This is a genomic window from Rhodopseudomonas palustris BisB18 (genome assembly GCF_000013745.1).
Lineage (GTDB): Bacteria > Pseudomonadota > Alphaproteobacteria > Rhizobiales > Xanthobacteraceae > Rhodopseudomonas_A > Rhodopseudomonas_A palustris_F.
The window spans coordinates 4,365,817-4,388,225 of the sequence record NC_007925.1; the positions used below are offsets into that span (position 1 = coordinate 4,365,817).

At 59.4% G+C, this 22,409-nt stretch carries 10 protein-coding genes; 7 read left to right on the forward strand and 3 right to left on the reverse strand.

Translation table 11 applies throughout. The annotated features are described in order from the left end of the window. The first annotated feature begins 4 nt into the window (after positions 1–4). Genes RPC_RS19675 through RPC_RS26345 form a run of 3 tightly spaced genes read left to right on the forward strand, consistent with a single transcriptional unit; the run spans position 5 to position 6,635 of the window. Positions 5–2,818 (forward strand): GAF domain-containing sensor histidine kinase, encoded by a 2,814-nt coding sequence (locus RPC_RS19675; protein WP_080507367.1) that lies wholly within the window; start codon positions 5–7, stop codon positions 2,816–2,818. Beyond that, on the forward strand, positions 2,815–3,954 hold the full coding sequence (locus RPC_RS19680; protein ID WP_157043259.1) for a hypothetical protein: 1,140 nt from the start codon (positions 2,815–2,817) through the stop codon (positions 3,952–3,954). The genes RPC_RS19675 and RPC_RS19680 overlap by 4 nt, the downstream gene beginning before the upstream one ends. After that, entirely contained in the window at positions 3,954–6,635 is a 2,682-nt protein-coding gene (locus RPC_RS26345; RefSeq protein ID WP_011474340.1) for a P-loop NTPase fold protein, read from the forward strand. The genes RPC_RS19680 and RPC_RS26345 overlap by 1 nt, the downstream gene beginning before the upstream one ends. Positions 6,636–6,795: 160 nt before the next feature. Here RPC_RS26345 and RPC_RS19685 read toward each other — a convergent pair whose 3' ends face one another. Next, positions 6,796–7,128 (reverse strand): hypothetical protein, encoded by a 333-nt coding sequence (locus tag RPC_RS19685; RefSeq protein ID WP_011474341.1) that lies wholly within the window; start codon positions 7,126–7,128, stop codon positions 6,796–6,798. Positions 7,129–7,533: 405 nt separating this feature from the next. Between RPC_RS19685 and RPC_RS19690 the strand changes: the two genes are divergently transcribed. The 3 genes from RPC_RS19690 to RPC_RS19700 are packed head-to-tail and all read left to right on the forward strand — an operon-like array spanning position 7,534 to position 13,827. Next, the gene (locus RPC_RS19690; RefSeq protein ID WP_011474342.1) at positions 7,534–8,757 is read left to right on the forward strand and encodes a DUF6361 family protein; all 1,224 of its coding nucleotides are present in this window, start codon (positions 7,534–7,536) and stop codon (positions 8,755–8,757) included. Beyond that, on the forward strand, positions 8,750–10,591 hold the full coding sequence (locus RPC_RS19695; RefSeq protein ID WP_011474343.1) for a phospholipase D family protein: 1,842 nt from the start codon (positions 8,750–8,752) through the stop codon (positions 10,589–10,591). Before RPC_RS19690 ends, RPC_RS19695 begins: the two co-directional genes overlap by 8 nt. Further along, the gene (locus RPC_RS19700; protein WP_011474344.1) at positions 10,588–13,827 is read left to right on the forward strand and encodes a helicase-related protein; all 3,240 of its coding nucleotides are present in this window, start codon (positions 10,588–10,590) and stop codon (positions 13,825–13,827) included. The genes RPC_RS19695 and RPC_RS19700 overlap by 4 nt, the downstream gene beginning before the upstream one ends. Before the next feature lie 26 nt (positions 13,828–13,853). Here RPC_RS19700 and RPC_RS19705 read toward each other — a convergent pair whose 3' ends face one another. Both RPC_RS19705 and RPC_RS19710 read right to left on the reverse strand, forming a co-directional pair. Further along, positions 13,854–15,326 carry a hypothetical protein gene (locus RPC_RS19705; RefSeq protein ID WP_011474345.1) on the reverse strand — a complete coding sequence of 491 codons (1,473 nt, stop codon included), beginning with the start codon at positions 15,324–15,326 and terminating at the stop codon, positions 13,854–13,856. 2 nt (positions 15,327–15,328) lie between these two features. After that, a complete protein-coding gene (locus tag RPC_RS19710; protein ID WP_011474346.1) occupies positions 15,329–20,284 on the reverse strand; it encodes an AAA domain-containing protein in 4,956 nt (1,651 codons plus the stop codon). 450 nt (positions 20,285–20,734) lie between these two features. On the opposite strand from RPC_RS19710, the gene RPC_RS19715 reads away from it, so the two are divergent. After that, complete coding sequence (locus tag RPC_RS19715) at positions 20,735–21,934, forward strand: IS256 family transposase (RefSeq protein WP_011474318.1); 1,200 nt, start codon at positions 20,735–20,737, stop codon at positions 21,932–21,934. Positions 21,935–22,409: the final 475 nt, after the last annotated feature.

Below are 22,409 nucleotides of genomic sequence, written 5' to 3' on the forward strand. Positions count from 1 at the left end.
TTACATGGCCAAGCAGGCATCCACGAAGAAAGGCACCTTCTCGAAGGCCACCGCAGCACGGCAGCGATCAAGATCGGAAGACCATAATTCCGTTACGAAAATTCTCGAAAGACTCGATAAAGAGCCAGGTCGCAAACATCGCTTCCTCCTCGTCGACAATGAGGAGAGCGTTATCCAGGACTGGAAATCGACCCTTTTCGCGAATCCGAAACTTGGAACCCATGCCGAATTCCACTTGTTCTTGTTTCTGGAGCCAAATCAGAAGTACTCTAAAAGCGGTGTTACCGCCGGTACTTTGGACGATCTGCTTCAACTAATTCGCCGTCGTATCCTGCACGACAACGCTTTTGACGGTTTCTTCATCGACGGAAACCTCGGTGCCGGCGCAAAGGGCCTTGACGGCCTCGGTCTAATCAGGCACCTGCGTGATACCATTGAGGAGATCAGATACTGCCCTTTTGCGCTGGTGACTGTCTCGCTGGAAAATACGGAGTTCAGACAACAGGCCGCGGACTCCGATATCATTCGATACATGCCGAAGTTCGATTCAAACGACGCTTCGCTGCTGCCTAGAATGATCCTTGAATTTTCCGAGATGCATGCGCAATCCCGCCAAGCTGCGTGGGGGAACCTCAATCAGACGATTGCGCTCCTTATTGAAACGGGTGGCGGGGCGGCAGCCGTTGGTCAAGCCGCGGCCGAGTTCCTCATAAAACACATGGGTGTAAAGGCTCTCTACTTTAGAGACGGGGCGCACGGAGTTTTGAGTGCATTCACGATGGTGGATCACTTTGATGCGGGGAAAGAACTAAAGCTGGTCGACGCCCCTCATTTCTTTCGCAATTTTGTCAGTCCGGGTTCGATCAACAATACGGACCCTTGGTTGTGTCTTGAACATATCAGCAAGAGTGGCTCCGAGTCCCCGCGCATCATCGGAATGCAACGCTGGAGGGCTCTCTTGGCCAGGGTCGGAGACCCAGTAGATCGCGAAGGTGGAGTGTACGCAATTTATTCCCCGCCCGAGCACGCCCGATTTCGCTCCAACGAGGGGCCTTCGCTTCACCACCTGGCTGTGCAACTAAGCAACGCTCGCGCGAGTGAGCGCGAGGGAGACAAGCTGCGAGCTCGCCAGCGCCGCATCACGGAATTGCTCAACGTCTTTACTCATCCGAATTCGAGCGAAGAGGTGGGACATCCGCTAGCCAGCTTTTTACATGCTGAGTTTGGCAAGGCGTTTGGTGCGCGTGCAAAAGCAACCGTAAGGTTGTTTGAGCGTGGCTCAGGCAACCTTGTTCGTGTAGGCGGACCTGTTGGCGATCTCAGACCTACAAAACCTCTCGACAAAATCAATATCAACGACACCAAGTCAACCTACGCGCGAGTCGTCAGAACGATGCAGCCCGTCCTCTATTCCGATGTGGGGGAACATACCCACGAATTCGTCTTCACTAATACCGATGTGAGGTCATCCCTCACCCTGCCGTTAAGCTTCCAAGAGGCCTGCTATGGAGCCGCCAATCTCGAGAGTGACCAGATAAATGCGTTTAGCCCTGACGATCAACAGCTTGCTGGAAAAATTGTAGAGACGGCAGCCGCTGCCATCGCGCGGCAGCGGTCGCTCTGGTTTCTTGGCGAAGCGGCCGAACTGCTGGAAACCATCGCCGAATCGCCAACGGGCGCCGACGCAACGACGCTTTTGAGCTCGGCAGCAGGCTCGCTCTACCGACTTTGTGGCTTTTCCGATTTGATCATCGCAATGCCACCGGTGCAAGACGGTCAGCCATGGAGGGTGGCAGAAGTTTTTCGCGCAATTCCGGGCGAAGAAGATGTTTCCCGAGCCGACGATCAACTCTTGCACGACTGGCGGGAGTGGGTTCGCGCACGTTGGCCCCGGTCCCATCTTTGCAGGGTTTTGCAAGGGCCCGATGAGTTCGTTTTCACCAACGTGCTCGATGAATTCGACGATGACAGATCGTTGAGGCCCGATCGCCCTACCCTATCACAGGCAACGTTGAAGGTAAGTACTCCTGGTGCACTGCAGCCGGAAGCAATGTTGGCACTGCTATTTGAGCATCATCACCCGTTCAGCTCACGTCAAAAACAGCGACTGAAGGCGTTCGGGCAATTCATGGGACGGCTATTTCTGGCCCAGGGCCGCGCCCGCTCTCTCAAGAGCCAAGTGAGCATACAGAGCCAGGAGGCTTGGCTTGGCCGGATAAGCTCGACCTATCAGCATAACTTCAAGCTTGGCTTGTGGTCGATGAGCGGATGGATTGAATCGGCCAGCAAAGGCAGCGTGAGTCCGGCAGATGCCATAAAGAAGATCAGCGAAATGATTCTCCAATTGGCTCCGCTCGTCGAGCGAATGTCAAATCTTGTCAAGCCGGTCGAAGTCGGGGATCTCGATACAGGAGCAATGTGGGAAGAGCTAAGACAGCAGTACAATGAGTCGGCAAGTTTGAATGAGGTTGTGCTTCAACCCGCACCAGCGGATTTGCCAAATCTTCGCGCCGATCCAATTTTCCTGCGCAGCATTATCTTTACGTTGCTGGAAAACGCTATTCGATACGCCGGCCCAAATACCGTGGTATCTGTGGCCCGATCCGACAACGGACTCGTTGTAGCTGACAACGGGCGCGGGCTGCGCGCAGAAATCAAAGCAAAATTGTTCGAACCCGGAAATACCACTGGTAGCATTTCGACCGGCCAAGGGCTCTACGTTGCTCGCCTGATGGCCCGCGAGATGGACGGTGATCTGGTTCATCTTGCCAGCGAAACAGGAACCGCATTCGAGATTTGCCTTGTGAGGTGTTGGTGATGATTTTTTCCCCAAAGATCCTGATACTAGAGGACGTCGATCAGGCCCAGGAATTGCTGCGTTTGGCTTTTTTGTCCGAAAACATCGCCGAGGACAATCTGTTCGTAGCGGGCACGGTCAAGAAAGCGCAGTCGCTCATGCGAGATCATCATTTTCATGGAATCTCCATCGACCAACGGCTCCCGATGGACGAACAGGGAGCCGTCATCGACGACCACGGTCTTGCATTCACCGAACTCAACAAATGGCCTCTGACAAAAAAGGTCATCTACACATCTTTTGGAAAGATCAATTTTGCAAATCGCGCTGGCTTTGCCGGAGCCGAGTATCGCGAGCGAGCACATGTGTCTGACGGAGGTAATAAGCTTAGCGTTTATGACTATGCTGTAGAATTCGTACGTGATCTTCGGGAGCATTACGTCGAGAAATCGCTGTTCGCGGCAAGCCAGCTTCTTCCTCACACCCTGGCATTGCCCGCGCTGAAAGCTAGTGACGCCAAGAAGGCCAATAATTGGGCTGATTTCTTTCGCAACTTCTCCGAACTGCGAGAACGGCTGATGAAGTTAACGTTGGGTGTAACGCTCGCCGCTGTCGGAAAACGGCCCCCGTGGAAGAATGGATTGAGAGCGCAGGAAATTGAGGACGCACTTCGCCAACTTTGGCGGCCCGTCCCCTTCGCGCTTCGACGCTTCGTATCCAGCCCCGGGTGGGAACCCGGGGAAGCTCTTTTCGAAAGCTTGATTTCACTTAGGAAACTGCGCAATGCGGTCGAACATCATGACCGTGGCGATTATGTCGCCATAGACTACCAGGACCAGCACGCGAACATAGTCGCTATTGTCGACCTGCTTGCCTTCTACTGCGAACTGCCACTGATGCATGGACTTCGCTTTCATCCAAGTCGGCGCGGGCTGTTGAGTTTTCAGCGGCTCGGGCCAAACAAAGCGTTGCAGGACGGCATTTGGGAGGCCGATTTTGATCCTCCCCGGCCCGACGACAGCGCACTCTACATTCCCTGGCGCAACCAAAACGGACCTGAACTGTTGCAGCTCAGCCCGTGGCTGACGGCTCGGCGGAGCTCAAGCTTTGAGCTCGAATTCCATCTGCTCATTGGCACCAAGCCAGAACCGCTATAATGGCCCGGCAGACCACAACGAACGCTACTTCCAACTGGTCATCCCCGACTTGGGATCTTGTCGAGGGCGATGCATTGGAAATTCGCTTTATTGAGGAGCGCTCTTCGGGGACGACCGATGCACTAACGCTGTTCGGGCAACAAGCGGCGCTCAATACGATCAAATCTGCTTTGCTAGGAACGCTCGAAGGTGGCGGAAGACGGCGCCAAGCAAGCATACTTGCCCTGCTCGGCCGCTTCGGGCAGGGAAAGACAAGAATCTTGTCTCAACTGTTTGACTGGCTTGACGGAAAATCCACGATTTCGGGAGGATTGCGCTACCCAAGAAGGGTTCGGATTTTCAAGATTTCGGAGTACCCGCAACAAGACGTCGCGGCCGCGTTTGACGCGTTTATTGCGCGCAAGCATTTGTTGTCGCGAAGCATTATTGGCCTAGGACTAGCGACTCTTGTTGCGACGTGCGCAACGTTTTTTATCATCTCCGTAGGATTGGTTCTCGAGTATTCTGTTGGTACTACTTTCGTCAGCAAGCTCGTCGATTTTACAGCAGCCAAAACAGTTTTTAGTGCGGTACTTGCAGCCAGCACCGTCCTTTTCTGTGGTGTGTCGGTCTGGGCTTTTTGGCGCAAGGAAGTAGAACTTCGCGCTAATTTTCTAGACGTAAGGTCGCTATGTCGCCTGATAGTGGAGACCTTCCAGTCAAGTGATGTTCTGCTGATAGATGATTTTGACAGAGCAACGTCTGAACAGCAGATCGCAATGTTGTGGACGCTCCGCCGCCGTCGGGATGAATTGCAAGTTTCCGTGATAGTCGCCTTTGACGAAAGCCCATTGCTCCGCGGTGAACAAGGGGCATTGGCACAGGAACTGCTCGAGAAAACGTTCGACGTTGCGGTTCGACTTAATCCGATCACACGTTACGATTCAATCCAAATGGCAATGGGTTTCACCAGCCATCTTTTCCGACTTAATCCATGCATTCCTGCCGCCAAGCTATTATGTGATCCCATTGTGGTTTCAGATCTTGCGCGCATCTTTCTACTGATGGGGCGTGCCAGTGCACGATTCGCCAAAGGCTTCCTTAATCGAGCATTGGCGTCGATTCACCAGCTTGGCCTGCAGGTACCCGACGACGTCTGCGGTTTGATTCGTCTTCAAGGATTGTATGAAATCGTTCCATGGATAGAGAATGATGCCGAACGTCTCGGTGATATTCTGTCGCGTAATGACGCCGAAGCATTATTGACCTATGTCGAGAAACGACGAGGCAGTATCCTGCAAGGGAACATACGCGAAAGCGTCAAAGCCTATGTCGAAGGTACAAGAAGGCTTCAGCCAAGTCTTGGAAACTGGGACCGGGTACTTGCGATCTGGACCGGCGCACAATCGAGCGACGTGAACAAGTCTATCCAAACCCGACGGCTGGGTAGTTGCTTTTACGATGAATGGTTGGACGAGGCTGGCGAGCTTGCGGAAGGACGACGGAGGAACATGCTTTCGAACTGGCTGAGTTGGGACTTGGCGCTTTTGCTGGAAAGTCGGCCAATTGAGAGGCGAACCGTTTACGCGTTGTGCCGCACGATGAAATGTCGACCGGTAGATCCCGCGTTCGCCGGGCCGGCTGAATGGCTTGCAAACGAACCGCCTCAGTCCGTCAGTCCGATCGAGCAGCTACTGTGGCTGTTCTTACTTGACCGTACACGCATTGCAGACGTGGAGCTGCCATCCGACGAAATGCGGTCGCTGGCGTTTCCGACTGACGTAGCCGGCGACGATCTACCGGAGTACATTCGGGAAGAAGCACTTAACGCCTGGCGAAGACTTCCCTTAATACACCCCCACGCGCCGCTTTCGCTGCCAGAACGGGTAGAACTGGCATGTTCGGCTCTTCCCGATCGCGGTATGGGGCCAGCGATAACTCGCCTGTTCAATCAGAACCGGAATGTGGCGCCCGATAGTTTTGATCTTCCTGCAGACCGTCGGGTTTTTGGAATTCGATCCAACGAATTGAAGCACATGGAACGGCGATCATTTCTGGAGCGACATTGGCCGACCTTCTCCGACGAAGAGGCAGCACAGCATTTTCGCGCACTGGCCGTTCTCGCACCATGGCGAGCGATTGCCCCTCGCGCGCATCGGCTTTGGCTCTTTGAGCAAGCTCGCGTCGGCGCTCCAGAGCTTCTTTTCAGATCGCTGCTGAAGCTGCTTCCCCACACCGGAGGTGTTCAAAATTGGCCGCTTGGCGTTGTTCGTCCCCTGCTTTGCGGACGGCCAGACGATGAATTTGCAGCTTCGGACTATCGCGGTGTTTCAGCAGCACTCGCCGAGCAGGCAGCTGTCCTAAATCGAACAGATGTAGTGCGCATGTTATTTTTGCTAGCGAATACCGACGAGCATGAGGCTCTTCAGACGGTTCTTTCGTATCAAGCGCCTTCGAAACTTGACGATGGTTGGATCGCGGCAGTAGGCGCTATTCGTCTCGAGAGTTCTGCCTTTTCTGCCATGTTTGATCGGTCAAGCTGGCGACCTGTCGTTGATGATTACTTCAGGCGGACGTTGAATGAAGCGGAGACCGATATACTGACATCAGAAGACGACGTCGTCCGCTCTCAAGCTCTATCGAACCTTGATTCATTGAGAACCACGGCAAATGTCTGGCAACTCAACGCGACCGCACCTTAGCCGCGCGGCGCATTGCTGCCAGGAATTTGTGCGGCGCCACATGGGGATTGAAAGGACGCATCTACGTTGCCAGCTATTACTGACAGTAAACACCATCAGGCGTTACAAGCTGTTATTCGGCGTGCAGTTTTGGCTCTGACGCACTTTTGGTGCAGGCGCATTATGGTGCGCCGACTGACGGCGCAGGATGGTCGGCTGCCACGACGTCCTGCGAGGCATTCCCATCCGTAGCCTGAGCGTTCGGCTGCCCTTCTGCGCGTAGAACGCTTTTGTCGAGCAGGCCTGCTTGGACAAAATGAATCTTGATCGGAGCGGACAGAAAATTATCGAAGATCCATCGCTTCAATATCGGTGCGTCGATGCCTGTCACGTGCAGCAACAGCGCATGGTAAAGGACCGAGAGCGCTTCACTCTTGATGCTGGCATTCTTCAGAAATTCGGAATAGCTGGCGTCATGTCGCTCACCGCCGAAATGGGAAATATCGTTGCGCAATTTTGCGCACGGATGGCAGAACGCCCGCGGCTTTTTTCGTCGAGGCCCAGCGGCAACGCCTCGAAGTCCTCGAAAAGCCGCTGATCAAGAGACGGCTCGTGCGCATGTTTAAGGCGATTTTTTCAACTATCGCCAGTCGTTGACATCAGCTAGCAACTCGCGGACACGACGGGTGCGAAGACCAATGCCGCGCTCGATGACATCGAACTGGTGTCCATGCGCACCGAACCTGACGCGGGAGGCTACGTGCCCGCACACTAACGGTACACCTCAGAAAAATGCTTGCCTTCACCTGAATCACTCGTCAACTGTAACGTGTTCGACCGTCGGAATTCCCGGCCATTTTTGATCCTCGTCGAGTTTATGCCGCAACGTCACCACGCAGCGGCGGAAAGGATTGTCCCGATGTCGGCGTTCGTCTGGCTGGATTATTCAGAGCGCGATCGGCGAAAAATGCTCGACGTGGTCGATCTTTTCAAAGAGCACGATACGCGTGACGAACTTGGTCTCGGTGCTATACGGGACTCATTCGCAGATCAGTTCTTTCCCGGCACAAGCACGATCATGACGCGTGCAAGATACTTTCTCCTGGTCGCCTGGACCTATCAACGGCTGGAGAGGCAGCGCGTCACCTCGGCGCGAATACCGGAGCGTGGCCGGCGGGCCGAAACGGACTTGATCGAAGCTATTGAACAATCGGACGACAAGGAAGGTAATATCGGTAAATACGCAAAGACGACGCTGAAGCGCCTGCCCAGCAGCGTCTATTGGCACGGGTTGAACGTATGGGGGATTCGGACGTTTGCCGGCGCGCAGTCCCAATATCACCGCAGCCTTGATCGGAGCTATGCGCAGCTCCATCGCCATGGCGGCCGGGTTACGGAGCGCGATGCCGAGCACGATGATCTCATAGCACCGAACTGGCACGCCGGCCTCGTTCTGCCGCCCGAGGCGTTTCCGGACGAATGCTCGCTACGTCTGACGCGCGCCGAAGCTCAGTATCTAAGCGAGCGCATCCGCCTCAGTCCGCAATGTGCTGGTACGCTTCTCGCCGAGCTTGTCGCACGTCACCACCATCACGAGGATGTCGCTTTCGTGTGGCAGCTTCCGTATCTTGCCGAAATGCCGTTGAAATTGCGCGAGATGTTGGAGCATGCGCGCAATTTTTCGGAAATCACCCACGGCGCACCGTTGCTCTACAATCTGATCCTTGCCGAGCAGGAGCGCTGGGACGAGGGCGTTGAGGAATATAGGGAACGCTTCGCGGCGTGGGCACAACTCGTCACGGGCCGCTCTTCAATCCTGAAGGCATGGAAGCGCAACCGTTTTTGGGAGCTCGCCCGTGCCGGCAATCCCCGCATCAGCGCTCCGACTTATGATTTCAGCAATGCGTGGTGGGATCGCGTCTTGGGCACCGACCCCGCCACCTTGTGCGACAGCCAAGCCGTTCGCGCCCTCATCCGTGACCGCGAACGTAAACTCAAAACGGACCTCGCCCGGATCGGCAATCCCCGTGCACGGGAGCTTTGGAACGGCGACTCAGGCTCCGCCCAATTAGAATATCGGTGGCTCATCAGCCAGCGGCTGCTTGGAGACATTTTCAAAGGCCTAGAGGCGTCCGATGCTTAGGCCGGATGAACGCGCGCATTTGCTTGAGCTGCTCCGGCCGCCTTCGGGCTGCCAGCTCGATCTCGCGGTCGGCACCACCTTCTCGCTCGATCTGATCAGCGCCCTTATGCTTCCATTGTCCTTCGCCTTTTTCGACTGGGAACAGCCGGACGGCGAACTAGCCGCCGATCCGCTGGCTTTGCTCGAAGCGCTGCGACGCTATCGCGACCGCTTCACCATATTTTGCCAGTCGGGCCAGATCCGATTGCCACCAAAGTATCCGCCGCTCCTAACGTTTCTGGAGCCCTGCATCTACGACGTAGAGCCCCCGGATAAAGAGGGCATCTTTCACCCGAAAGTATGGGCGCTTCGCTTCGGGGCCGAGGACGGAAGGATCCGATATCGCGTGCTGTGTCTGAGCCGCAACCTGACCTTCGATCGCTGCTGGGATACAGTTGTCGCGCTTGACGGCGAACTTACGGATCGTTCGAACGCCATAGCGGCTAACCATCCGCTCGGCGACTTCGTTGCCGCGCTCCCGGGTCTTTCGCCGCGTTCTCTCCCGGCCAAGCGCCGGCAAGGCCTGGCACAGATCGCCGACGAATTACGCCGTGTGCGGTTCACCTGGCCGGAAGGCTTCGATGAGGACAAATGCTGTTTCTGGGTTGGAGGGCTCGATGGCCGAGCCGCCGCGCCATTCGGATCACGGAGGGATAAGAGTCTGATCGTCTCGCCGTTCCTCTCGAATAGCGTGGTGCAGGACTTCATCGATTCAGGGGGCGAAACTCATTTGGTGTCGCGTCCCGAAACCTTGCAAGAGCTCAACCCCGCAGCGTTAAGCGGTTGCGATAGCCTCCACTTTCTTGCGCCACAATTGGCCGATGGAACTAATGACGATGTCTCCACGATCGGGCGGGGTGAAGTGCTGGACGGGCTGCACGCCAAGCTTTTTGTGATTGATCATGGTTGGGACGCGAGCCTATTCAGCGGCTCGTTTAACGCGACCGTCCATGCGTTCAAACACAACGTAGAATTCATGATCGAGCTGGTAGGACGAAAAAGCCGCTTCGGCGTTGACCAGTTCCTACGGCGGGCCAAAGGCGAGATGAACTTTGCAGACCTTCTGCAACCCTATGACCCGAACACGGCGTCCGCGCCAATCGACCTCACGGCGCAAAAGTTTGACGATCTGTTCCAGGCTGCCAAGAAGGCCGTCGCGGCATCCGGCCCCCACCTCGTCGCCACGCCTGCCGACGAGCCGGATCTTTTCGATATGAGCCTTAAGTGTGCCAAGCCGTTGCGCTTGCCCGACGCAATCGTTGACATTCTCGCGTGGCCAATCTCCCAACTCGCCAATCGGGCGCTGCCGCTCGGAAGCCCCGTTATGTTTCCACGCCTGTCATTTACAGGACTGACGCCGCTGATCGCCTTCGGTGTAACCGCCAGGGTCGGCGAAGCGAAGTCGAGCTGCACTTTTGTCATGAATCTTACGCTCGACGGCGCACCCGCCGATCGGGAAGATCACGTTCTCCGATCGCTCATCGAGAGTCGCGACCAGCTGCTGCGCTACATCCTTTTTCTCCTTTCGGCCGGGGATGAAGCAGCCGCGTCGTCGGGTGAACTGGCGGGTCTTCTTCAGCCCCTGAACGGCGCTACGGAGCGCACGGCCCCGTTGCCATCTCTACTCGAAACCATGCTGCGCTCCCTGCATCAGGGACCGGCGCAACTCGAACGGGTCGAATCGCTCCTTGAGGCCCTGCGACGCGGCCCCAACGAAACCGAGTTAATCAGCCCGGAATTCCAGAAAATCTGGGAACCAATCTGGGGCGCCGCTCAGCAAGTGAGGTCGAAATGACGGGCCGGCCAGATACCGCTTCCGTCCTCGCCGGCCTCAAGGACTTCCAGCGTACGACGGTGGACTACGTTTTCGAACGGTTCTACGGCCAGCAACCGACCCGGCGCTTTCTCGTCGCGGATGAGGTGGGATTGGGTAAGACGCTTGTTGCGCGGGGCGTGATTGCGCGAACGATCGACCATCTGTGGAGCACGGTGCCGCGCATTGACATAATCTACATTTGCTCAAACGTTGATATCGCCCGCCAGAACGTACAGCGGCTTGCTATTCCAGGATGCGAGGTCGCGGCCCAGTCAACTCGACTTACCCTTCTGCCGCTTCACATGCACGATCTACGCCGTCATCGCGTGAATTTCGTTGCGTTGACACCGGCCACTTCGTTTGAGCAAACCGGCGGCGGCGGGCGCATCGACGAGCGGGTCCTACTTTACTGGCTGCTGGATCGCGCGTGGGGCATTCACGGGTCGCGGGCATCGCTCTACGTGATGCAAGACTATGCATCGACCGCTTCGTTTGAGCGCGCAGTAGACGCTTTCGATCCTGCGATGGTCAACGAGCAGATCGCCGCCGAGTTTGTATCCCGCCTCGCCGAGCAGGTGCAGGAAGAAAAGGCGGCCAAGACCCCCGACATGCGGCAGCGCTTCGAGGTCTTGTGTCGCATCTTCTGCCGCAGCGATGCCCGGCCTGAGCCGGGCGCTACGAAGCTACGCACACAGTGGATCGGCGAGTTGAGGTGGATGCTCGCACGCGTATGCCTCGCAACGCTGGAGCCTGACCTGATCATACTGGATGAATTTCAAAGGTTTAAACATCTGCTCGAAGAAGAGTCGGAGGCAGGGGAGCTGGCGCGGGATTTGTTTGACTCGCAGTCCGAACACGGTGCGCGCGCCCTGCTGCTATCGGCCACACCCTATCGCGGGCTTAGCTTGCATCACGAGATCGACGACGATCACTATGGCGATTTTCTTACCCTGCTGCGTTTCCTTGAAAACGGCGATGCTGCGGGCTGCAAGCAGGTGCTCGCAGACTATCGGGACGCCTTGCCCGCGATCATGACTCCAGAGGGTTTGGCACAGCTTCGGAGCGCGAAGGAAGCGCTAGAGCAGCGGCTCCGACGCGTAATGGCGCGCACGGAGCGATTGGCGACCGCGGGTCAGCGCGGCGGGATGTTGCTGGATTCGCCGCCGGCGGACGGATCGCTCCATACCGTCGACGTCCGCGCGTTTCTCGGCGCCCAACGCATCGCCGACTCCATCGGACAGGGAGACCTTGTCGAGTATTGGAAATCGTCACCCTACCTGTTCAATTTCATGGATTCCTACGCGCTGAAGGACGCGTTCAAAAAAGCGGCCGACACAAGCGAGATCGTGAAGTTCGTTCGGGAGTTCCCGGACACCTTTCTCGATCTAGAGAAAGCCCGCACATATCAGCCGCTGGAGCCGGCAAATCCGCGCTTGCGCGGGTTGCTTGCGGAGACCGTCGATCGCGGAATGTGGCGGCTCCTCTGGATACCGCCATCACTGAACTACTATGCCCTGGCGGGTCCTTTCGCCGCGCCCGAGTTGGCGAAGCTCACCAAACGCCTCGTGTTTTCTGCCTGGCACATGGTGCCACGGGCCGTGGCGTCTCTTGTATCTTATGAGGCCGAACGAAGGATGATGCGCGCGCCGCATCCCCGGGCCCGATTGACACAAGAGGATTGGAAGAAACAACGGGGACTCTTACGCTTCGGAACATCCGCCGACCGCCTCACCGGGATGCCGCTTTTATTGCTGGTGTACCCATGCCTGACGTTCGCGCGCCATTGCGATCCTAGAGACCTTGCGCGGGGCCGTTCCCTCACCGCTTCCGAGGCACGGTTGGAGCTTGCTGCGCGCCTCCGCGAAATGGTCGAAGGGCTGGGAATCGCTTACGAAACCGGCGGCAACGCCGACGAGCGATGGTATTGGCTGGCGCCGATGTTGCTGGACTTCGCGGAATTTCCCGCCGCTGCGCAAGCGTGGTGGGAGCGAACCGAGCTTGCGCAAATCTGGGCCGGTGCCGAGGCTGGCGAGGAGGATGCCGGCTGGTCGCGCCATGTGGACGAGGCGCGAGAGACGCTCAATACCATCCGGGATGGCAAGCAGCGTCTCGGCTCGCCACCTGAAGACCTCATTGACGTGCTTTCGCTTGCGGCCTCTGCGGCCCCGGCGACGGCAGCTCTTCGTGCTTATGTTCGGACAGGCGAAAAAGACACCGCGCAAAGCCTCTCCCTTCGCGACACCGCCGCGCGGTCGGGACGAGCTTTTCTGTCGCTCTTCAACCACGCCGAAGTGACCGAGACGATTCGGGCAGAATTTCGAGGCGAACCCTACTGGCTGCGTGTCCTGGAATACGCCCACAATGGCGGACTCCAGGCCGTCCTCGACGAATATACGCACCTCCTTCGCGAATCACTTGGTTGCGCCGACGCGCCGGTGAGCGCCATGGCCGAGAAGGTTGCCGCCGAACTCATCGGGGCACTTACGCTTCGCACCGCGTCGCTGCGCGTCGATGAAATCTCGGCACCGCCTTACGCGCGCGAGGCAAAGATCAAAAGCGAACCGATGCACATTCGCTTTGCCATGCGCTTTGGTGACGAACGTTACGATGAAGAGGCTGAACCCGGCGGCCTGCTTGCTACTGCCGGAACGCGCAAAGAACGCGTGCGAGCGGCATTCAACTCACCTTTCTGGCCATTTGTCCTGGTCTCGACCTCGGTAGGACAGGAAGGGCTCGATTTTCACCATTATTGCCACGCCATCACGCACTGGAACCTGCCGTCAAACCCCGTTGACCTGGAGCAGCGCGAGGGTCGGGTACATCGCTACAAGGGGCACGCGGTCCGGAAAAACGTCGCCGCAGCTTTTGCGACGGAAGCTCTAGACCGCCCGGCCTCGGACGTTTGGGAAACGGTGTTTGCAATTGGCCGGGCTAACCGGCCGAGCCAGGAAAACGACCTTGTCCCCTACTGGCTTTTTCCCGGCGACGCAAAGATCGAACGCCATGTGCCCGCGCTACCGTTCAGTCGTGAAGCCGAGCGTATCCATGGACTCCGCCGTTCGCTCGCGATCTACCGCATGGTTTTTGGCCAGAGCCGACAAGAAGACCTGATCGCCTATCTCCTGGCGCATATCCCCGAGCAGGATCGAGCCGGGATCATGGCCGAACTTCAAATAGACTTGAGTCCGCAGAGCCGGACACAAGCCAACGAATGAAGCCCAGATTGCCGGACCTTGGCCGCCTATGAGGGCTTTTGCTCCGAGAGCGCGGCTGCGACCTCGCGATAGAGACTCTCATCCGTGACATACGTGCCGAGATTATCCAGCACATATTGCTCGGCCCGCCGCAAGACTTCCGCGTCGAAGCTGACGAATCCGACAGGAACCGCAAAACCGCGCGGCGTCTCGATGGGCGCGTGCGCGATTGCGGCGACCGCCACGTGCGGCACAATCAGGATTTCGAGCGGACCCGGAAACCGCCGGTAGTCGCTTGTAGCGACGATCTCAAACGCCTTCTCCACATAGCGCGGCGGTCGCGGCGCGGTGAGACATATCGATTTTAACGCGTCCTTCTGGCCGTCAGCGCGCTGTCCGCTCCAGCGCGTACGGATGCCGCCGACCGTTTCATCGAGAAGTGTCGTCGCATTCCACGACGGCACCTGCGGCACGAGCCACAGGAGAAAGCGCGGCGCGCCGGAATGCTGGCGAGACCCGTAGTCGAGTACATCGAGAAGGCGCTTCCGGTTTTCCGACAGCAGCAGCGAGCCGGCGATCGGCGCCGTCTTGCGGTCCGCTCGCACGTCGCCCGCGCGCGTGATCGCCTCGCGATAATAGCGCTCGACTGCGAGCCCGTCGCGCCGGGTGAAGTCCTTCAGGAATTCCGGCGCGAGGTTGATAAGGATATTGTAGGCTTCGGCGTCGCCTTCGCTTCGCGACTGTTTCAGCCCGTCGACAAACGAGGCCACGGCGCTCACGATTTCCGGCCTGTCCGCCTGTTCGTGCTCGGGACGCCAGAGGATGAGGTCGCTTTCTTCCGAACTCGGGTAGGAGGCTTGAGCGCGCACGACGGTGCGCACCGTGCTCAAGAAGCGGTTCTTGGAGGTGACCGGATCGACCGAATAGAGGTCCTTCTTCTCGCCCTTGCCACGCTCTCGACGGTCGGCGACCTCGGAAAAGAACCTTCGGAACGCCTGCGGAATGCGGGCCGCTGCGGACCCGGCGGCCTCTTCGTCAAGGATCGCAAGCTCAGGAAGTCCCCGTTCGAATTCGGTGAGAAAGCGGGGATGCTGGGGCGCAAGCGATATGAGATCGAACCCAACCTCCCGGCGCCGCGGCTCGACCGCAAAGATCTCCGGCTCGGAGCTTCCGTCCCGGAACAAGCCGTCGCCGGCCACGGTCAGCCAGAGCCGTCCGTCGCGCCGCTCAACGTAGCCCGGCGCTTCCGCTTCAGCGAGCACAAACGACGTCTCGCGCACATTGAAGCCGAAGAAGGCGGCGGCATCCTTCTCTGAAATTCCGGGAACCGCTTTCACAAGCCGCAGCAGAAACTCCGTCGTCAGCGATGTGCGTCCGAGCACCGCGACCTTGTGATCAATAAGGAAGTTCCGGCAAGGAAGGAGGACATCATAGACCGCGAGTTCAATCGGACGGTCGTCGTCCGGATCGACCAGTCCTTGGCTCTTCAGATGAAGTACGGGATTTTTTCGCAGAGCCATCCTTAGCCTCGCTCACTTTTCTTGGCGCGCGGCGCCTTCTTGGCGCTGAGGAGGTCGGACGCGTGAACTAGCGCCGCTTCGCCGCCGCCGAGCGCATTGCCGAAATTGTCCGCGAGGCGGCGCATCGGCCCTCCTTGCGGCCATCGCGCGTTGCACCCCACGATCACCAGCCGGTCCATAGCCCGGCTGATGGAGACGTTGATTCGATTGCTGCGCGACAGAAATCCCTCCCGCACCGTCGCCACGCCCGACCGCTGAGGTCCGTCCGCGTTATTGCGCACAAGTGAGAGGATGACGATCGGATTCTCTTTGCCCTGGTAACTGTCGACCGTATCGACCTTCACATGCCGCAGCAGCGTGTCGCCGTGTGGCGCCTTCAAAAGTCTGTTTCTCAAATGATCGCGTTGCGCGGCGTACATGCAAATGACCCCGACGCCATGCGGATACTTCGTCTGGGTCGTTAGCCAATCACGGAAAGGCTCATGCTCGTACCACTGCGTGAGAAGTGTGAGGAGGCAGTCCGCTTCGACCCGGTTGATGCGACTGGTCCCTCCCGCCTCCAAGCTCTCGAAACCTTGGTCGCCGAAGCTGTCGGTCGCGATCCAGGTGAGCGGAACCCCGAGATCGCTTGGGAGCACCGAAGGATCGATCTCCGGCTTATCGCGCCCGTGCTCGAGCTTGATCTCCGGGTAAAACGTGTCGGAAACAAGCCGTCCGATGGCCGGCAGCATGCGGTACTGCGTCTTCAGCTTCTTGCCGGCGACAGACCCGTAGGCGGTCGCGAAGACACGGTCGAAGTCGCTCCGGATTATCTCGCCTTTGGCGAATCCGGTCCTTGCCCCCACCTGCTGCACCACTTCCGGCTTGTGTTGGGGCTCCAATTGCGCCTGATCCCCCACAAGAATAATCCACCGCCCCGCCTGGAGTGGGACCGAGAGCTCGCTCGCCGTGCAGCGCGCGGCCTCGTCCACGACGACGAGATCGAACGGCGTGCTCGTGAGCCCCAGGGACGGACGGCCGAGTCCGACACAAGTGCCGGCCACAATCTGCCGCGTGCCAGCGAGAAACGGCTCAAAGCTCCGTTGCGCCGTCGATGCGCTCGTTACAAAGTCGCGCGCAATCTTACCCGCGGTGCGCAGCCTGGCCGCGTTGGCCGCATTGACGCCTGGCTCACCTTTGCGCCGCTCCACAAGGGCGCCGACGGATTTATCGATAAAGGCGGTGATATCGCCCTCGATACCGGTTAGGTCGTCCGGCAAGCCAAGGTGCGCCAAATGCGCGCGTAACGTCTGGCGAAGGCCGTCAACGCGGCTCGCGTCGGAGCCGGCACTGCCGAGCAACTCCGCGATCCGTTCGCAGACCGGCCGGACGGCGGTCTCGACGAAGAGGAACTCGTCGACGAGGCCTTCGGGCAGGCCGAGGGCGGCCCCGGCGATCCGCAGGCGTTCGGTTTGCTGGGCGCGGAAGCGATCCTTGAACAGAAGCTCGACGCGCTCGGTATGATAGGGCAGCAATCGATCCGACACGACACCCTCGGCGCCAACGCGGAGAATGCTCGGGTCGCCGCCCGATCGCCGAAACAACGCCAGCACCGACTCCGCTGCGTTGTTCACCGCCTCGTGCGACTGGCTCGCGAGCAAGACGTTGCGCACAAGCCCCTTCGCCAGGGCATAGTGCGTGAGCGCCGCGATGAATTTCGTCTTGCCCGTACCCGGAGGTCCTTGCAGCAACCCAAGGGGCCGCACACCGAGAAGCGCGCTCATCGCCTCCTTCTGGCTCGGATTGAGCCCGTAGGCCTCAACTAACGTATCATCCAAGGCGCACGGCGCAGTGACGGGAAGCAGGCGTTGGCGCGGGTCGAATACGTCAATGAGGCCCGGCACACGCGCCTGGCGCGACAGTACCTTTTCGATCGCACCTTCGCGCCGGCGAAGGCTCTGAAGTTCGAAGTGGCTGGTGAAGCGAAGCCGCTGGTTCTCCTCAATGAGGCGCGTCTGGTTCGGATTGGCGTATTCCGTCGGATCGATCACGACCACGCCGGGCTTTGACCGCGCGGTATCAAGTTCGCCGACGCGGCGCCATACACCCTTGGCGTCGAGTTTCTGCACGCCCACCGTATCGGCCCGGTCAAAATCGAACGTCCCGCTGGAGAGCTCGAAAGGCACGACATGGCGTCTGAGATTGCGGTCGAAGAAGCCTTCCGAAAGCGCGAGCCCTTCCGTGGTGAGTTCGGCCTCGACGCCGATGAGGCTACGCCAGAGTTCGGGCACATCGATATCGACCGTTCGGACCGCTGCGGGAGCCGCCACGATCTCTTCGACAAGCACGTCTTCGGCAACGTCCCCCAACTCCTCACGGTCGCCGGGTTCTTCTTCATCCGCCACATCGGCGCGCTTCGGCTCTTTCGCCCCGCCAAGCGCTTCCCGCACGTCCGAATCTTCCAGAAGTGCAGCGAGTTCGCTGAAGTCATTGAAGTCGGAACTTACGACCGTGAGGTCCGCGGCAATCGATTTGAATTCGTACTTTGAGACGCGCGCAATCCATCCCTGAGTGACGGTTCGGCGGCGTCCCGAGAACGGAACGCCCTTGACGTCAAGACGGATCTCGATTTCCTCGCCGATGCCGCGGATCACGAGCGCGGAGACATCCCCGCGCGCGCGAAGATAAAGCCGCCCTTCGTCCGGAAAGACGGGGCCGGTCTCAGCACTCCAAATCGACAAGGCAATCGACAGGCGCGGCGCCTCGGCGTCCGGCACCAGCGCGGCATCGAGCGCGTCGATCAGCGGTAAGAGCGTCGCGTTCTGCGGCACATTGTTCCGGCAGGTCGCGATGGCGCTTGCGACCGCGACCGCAGCGCGTGGATTGATGGGACATTTGGCGAGCACCTCTTCGACGATCTTCGTAACCGCGAAATTGTCCCGCTCCTGCCGGCTACCGGCCTCCGGCGCATAGGCGCTCGACGCAATGTCCCCGTCGGATGCGGGCGTAAAATCAATCGTGTCAACCAGAACCGGCTCGCGGGTTTCCGCGTCCCGGACGATAATGTTGTCCGGCTTCAGGTCCCCGTGCGCCGCGCCTCGCGCATGCAGCTCCGTCACGGTCTCGACCAACTGGACCAGAAACGTCAACGACGCATGCGGATCGAGCCAACTATCCGGTTTCGACGCGAGGCTACTCGCCAGCGTGTCTCCGCCGATCCAGTCCTGCACCAGAACGATGGCATCGCCGAGCCACAGCACATCCCTGATAGCAGCGCATCCCTGCGGAGGCGACAGCTTCAGGTCCAAGGCGCGGTTGAGAAAATCGAGAATGCGGGGACCCTCGCGGCTCTGGTCACCCCAGGCCTGCCGTTTCCACATCTTCACTTTGACGGGAGATTCGTCCTGCTGACTCCGCCAGATTTCAGTGATGTCGGTGGCGGAGATCTCCTCGACGGCGGGATAGGTGCCGATCAGTTGCCGTTGCGAACGGATGCCGCCGCGAAACCTTTCAAGACCTTCGATCACTTCCTTCGGCGTCGGCCGCGACGCCGTCGCCGCATTGAAGGCTTCGAGCGCAGCAACCGCGTCCGGGAAACGCCGGGCCGGGTCGGTCTCCAAAGCGTTAGCAAACCAGTGATGCAGCGGCTCAAACGCCCGGTCGCCATCGACCGAGGCGTTCCAGTCCGGCGGATTGCCGGGCGAGGAGCTGTCCGGGACGCGCCCGAACAGAATCTCATGAGCCGCAATCGCAGCCAGAAACACGTCCTTGGCCTTGGCGCTGAACTCGTCACCGAGAACGTCTTCGGGCGCGGTCACCGTCGAGAGGAACTGATAGCGCGCTTTGCCGAGCGAGGCGACTTCCGGAAACTTCGCCGCAAGCAGATGCGAGAGCCGAACGGTCGAAGGCGCTTCGAGCCACACGCTGTGGCTTCCCAAATCCAGATGCGCCGCCTCCGAGGTATGAAGTGCCGCAACGCGCGCGAGTATCTGGCGCACGAGTTCGATCCGGTCCAGGATCGACAGGTTGGCCCCTTCGCTGGAGATGAAGTCGCGCAGCCGCTTCAGCCGCCGCCGGCGGTCGTAGACCTCCCAATAGTTGACACTCCGATTGGGGTCGGCCGCCTTCGGAACGAGAATCCAATTCTCGCAATCTTCGTTCCGGTCCCGGAGATAGTAGAAGACTTTACCTTCCCGGCCCGCAATCTCCGCCCGTCCCTCCTCGGTCTGAAATCGCCCGTCCATGCAGTTCGCGAAATTCCACAGCCGCAAGGTCCCGAGATTTTGGGGCGTGTTCTCTTCTTCCGCCTCATACTCCCGGTAAATATCGTTCGGATGCTGGAAGCTGGCCTGATCCGACGTGGCGACATAGCGATCGTAGCGCGAACGCCCCGGCTTGAACGATCCCGCCTTGACATTGAAAAACTTGAAGAGACGATCCTTCCAGACCGCGTCGGTCAGCGGCTCCGCCACGATTTGCGGGGCCACGTTGCCGAAGGCCGCCCGGCGCAACTTCTCGGAGCCGAGCGTCTTCAGGAAGTCGTCGATCTCAAAAACGCTGCTTCTTTCCGTCGCAGCGATCTTCGACAGGTTCGCCTTGCCGGTGATGACAACTACCCCGACGATTTTCGGAATCGGGGCGCTTTTGCTTTCCAGCCGCGACCTCAATTGCGCCGTGAGCAGACGCAGAACATCTTTGACGTTACTGTGAATCTTGGCGACGGGCGACGGCCCAGTATCGCGCCCGTTGTGAAGCCAATTCCCTGAATCGCTCTCGATGGCCCCGGACCAATCCTTGAGGTCGACGAGAAGAATCATGTGATCGGTCACGAGGATCACGTCGAGTTCCCGCGACCGTCCGAGGCCCGTGGCAAGTTCGAGATTCGTAAAGGCGTACCAGTCTTTCGGCAGGCTTTTGAGGCGCTCAACGCCTTTGACCTCCCGCGCATGAACGCCGCGTCCGCCGTTTGTGACTTGCATCGCCCCTCCGGCCCGTCTCCCCGGGCGGGAAGGCCATGTTGTTAGGATTAGAAATACACGCCCAGGCTGGATTAGTCTTGGGTTTTCAACCGATATGGGCAGTTACAAGTAGGGTGGCCCCTGCTTCTCTCGGTCATGCTGTAGTCCCGGGTCCGGATGTAGCGCGATCGTTGCTCGCCTTCGGCAGCTCATTGCCTCGATCATATCCGACCAAATAGCGTGCCGGACGGGTGCTGCCGCAAATCCGACCGCTCTGTCGAGGCAGCCAGCCGTCGGTTTCGCATCCTGGCTGTGGTCGTGTCCCACCAAGTGGTGTAGCTCGGTAGAGCAAAGCCGCCCGCACGCGCGCCCTCAACTGGCGCCGTAGCGGGCGGGCGGCTTTGCGGCGGTCATCGACGATTTCCCGGTAGGATCGGGTTGCGACACACCAACGCAACCGAGGAACCACCGATGACCGACGACATGATGAACCTGCGCTCGCTCGTGGAGAAGACCCCCGACGCCGATTTGCTGCGCGAGATGATCGGCTTTGCCGCCCAGCGGCTGATGGAGATGGAGGTCGGCAGCCTGACCGGCGCCGGCTATGGCGAGAAGACCCCCGAGCGACTGGCGCAGCGCAACGGCTATCGCGACCGCGACTGGGAGACCCGCGCCGGCACCGTCGAACTGCGGATCCCGAAGCTGCGCAAGGGCAGCTATTTTCCGGGCTTTCTGGAGCCGCGGCGGATGGCCGAGAAGGCACTCACCGCGGTGATCCAGGAGGCCTATGTGCATGGCGTCTCGACCCGCTCGGTCGACGATCTGGTCAAGGCGATGGGGATGAGCGGCATCTCCAAGAGCCAGGTGTCGCGGCTGTGCGAGGAGATCGACGACAAGGTGAAGGCGTTTCTTGGCCGGCCGATCGAGGGCGACTGGCTGTATCTGTGGATCGACGCCACCTACGTCAAAGTGCGCCAGGCCGGGCGCATCGTCTCGGTCGCGGTGATCGTCGCGGTCGGCGTCAACAGCGACGGGCGGCGCGAGATTCTCGGGCTCGATATCGGGCCCTCCGAGGCCGAGACGTTCTGGACCGGGTTCCTGCGCAAGCTCGCCCGCCGGGGGCTACGCGGCGTCAAGTTGGTGATCTCCGACGCCCATGAAGGCATCAAGGCCGCGGTCAGCAAGGTCTTCAACGCCACCTGGCAACGCTGCCGCGTCCACTTCATGCGCAACGTGCTCGCCCATGCCGGCAAGAGCGGGCGGCGCGTCGTCTCCGCCTTCATCGGCACGGCGTTTGCGCAGGACGACGCTGAAGCCGCGCGAACCCAATGGCGCCGGGTCGCCGACCAACTGCGGCCGAAGCTGCCGAAGCTCGCGGCCTTCCTCGATGAAGCCGAGGTCGATGTGCTCGCCTATATGAGCTTCCCGCCGGCGCATCGCACCAAGCTGCATTCGACCAATCCGATCGAACGCCTCAACGGCGAGATCAAGCGTCGCACCGAGGTGGTCGGCATCTTCCCCAACGAAGACGCCATCATCCGTCTGGTCGGCGCCATCCTGCTCGAACAGAACGACGAATGGGCGGTGCAGCGCGCCCGCTACATGACGCTGGAAACCATCGCCCCGATCGGCGATGATCCCGCCGTCAGCCTTCCGGCATTCGCCAGCTGACCGGCCCGGACCAACCCGGCAGTCGCGTGACCCGCCGCCAGCTACACCACGCCACGGGACACGATCCTGGCTGTCGTGGACGACTTCATCCGAGGGCGCTCGCGTACGACAGCGTACGTCGGCGGCAGTTTGAATATTTCCGGACACCAAGGGCGACGAGGAAATTTTTCGCGAATGCGCCAGCTACAGTGAGGCGTCGCGTCGAGGCCAGTCGGCTAATGTCGGCAGCAAATTCCCCAAGCGTGCGCCGCTGTTCACCAGCGGTCTTATTCAACCATTATTCAACGAACGCGGCTGATGGCTACGTAAGTGCCTGAGTTTGCTGGCGCTCCCTAGGGGAATCGAACCCCTGTTTCAGCCTTGAGAGGGCGAGGGCAAAGCCCAGGCGGGCGATAGCGCGAAGTCACTCACAAACGAGTGACGTCCAGTCGCCCAAGATCACCGTCGTCGTGGTAGCTAGTTGGTAGCTATGAGG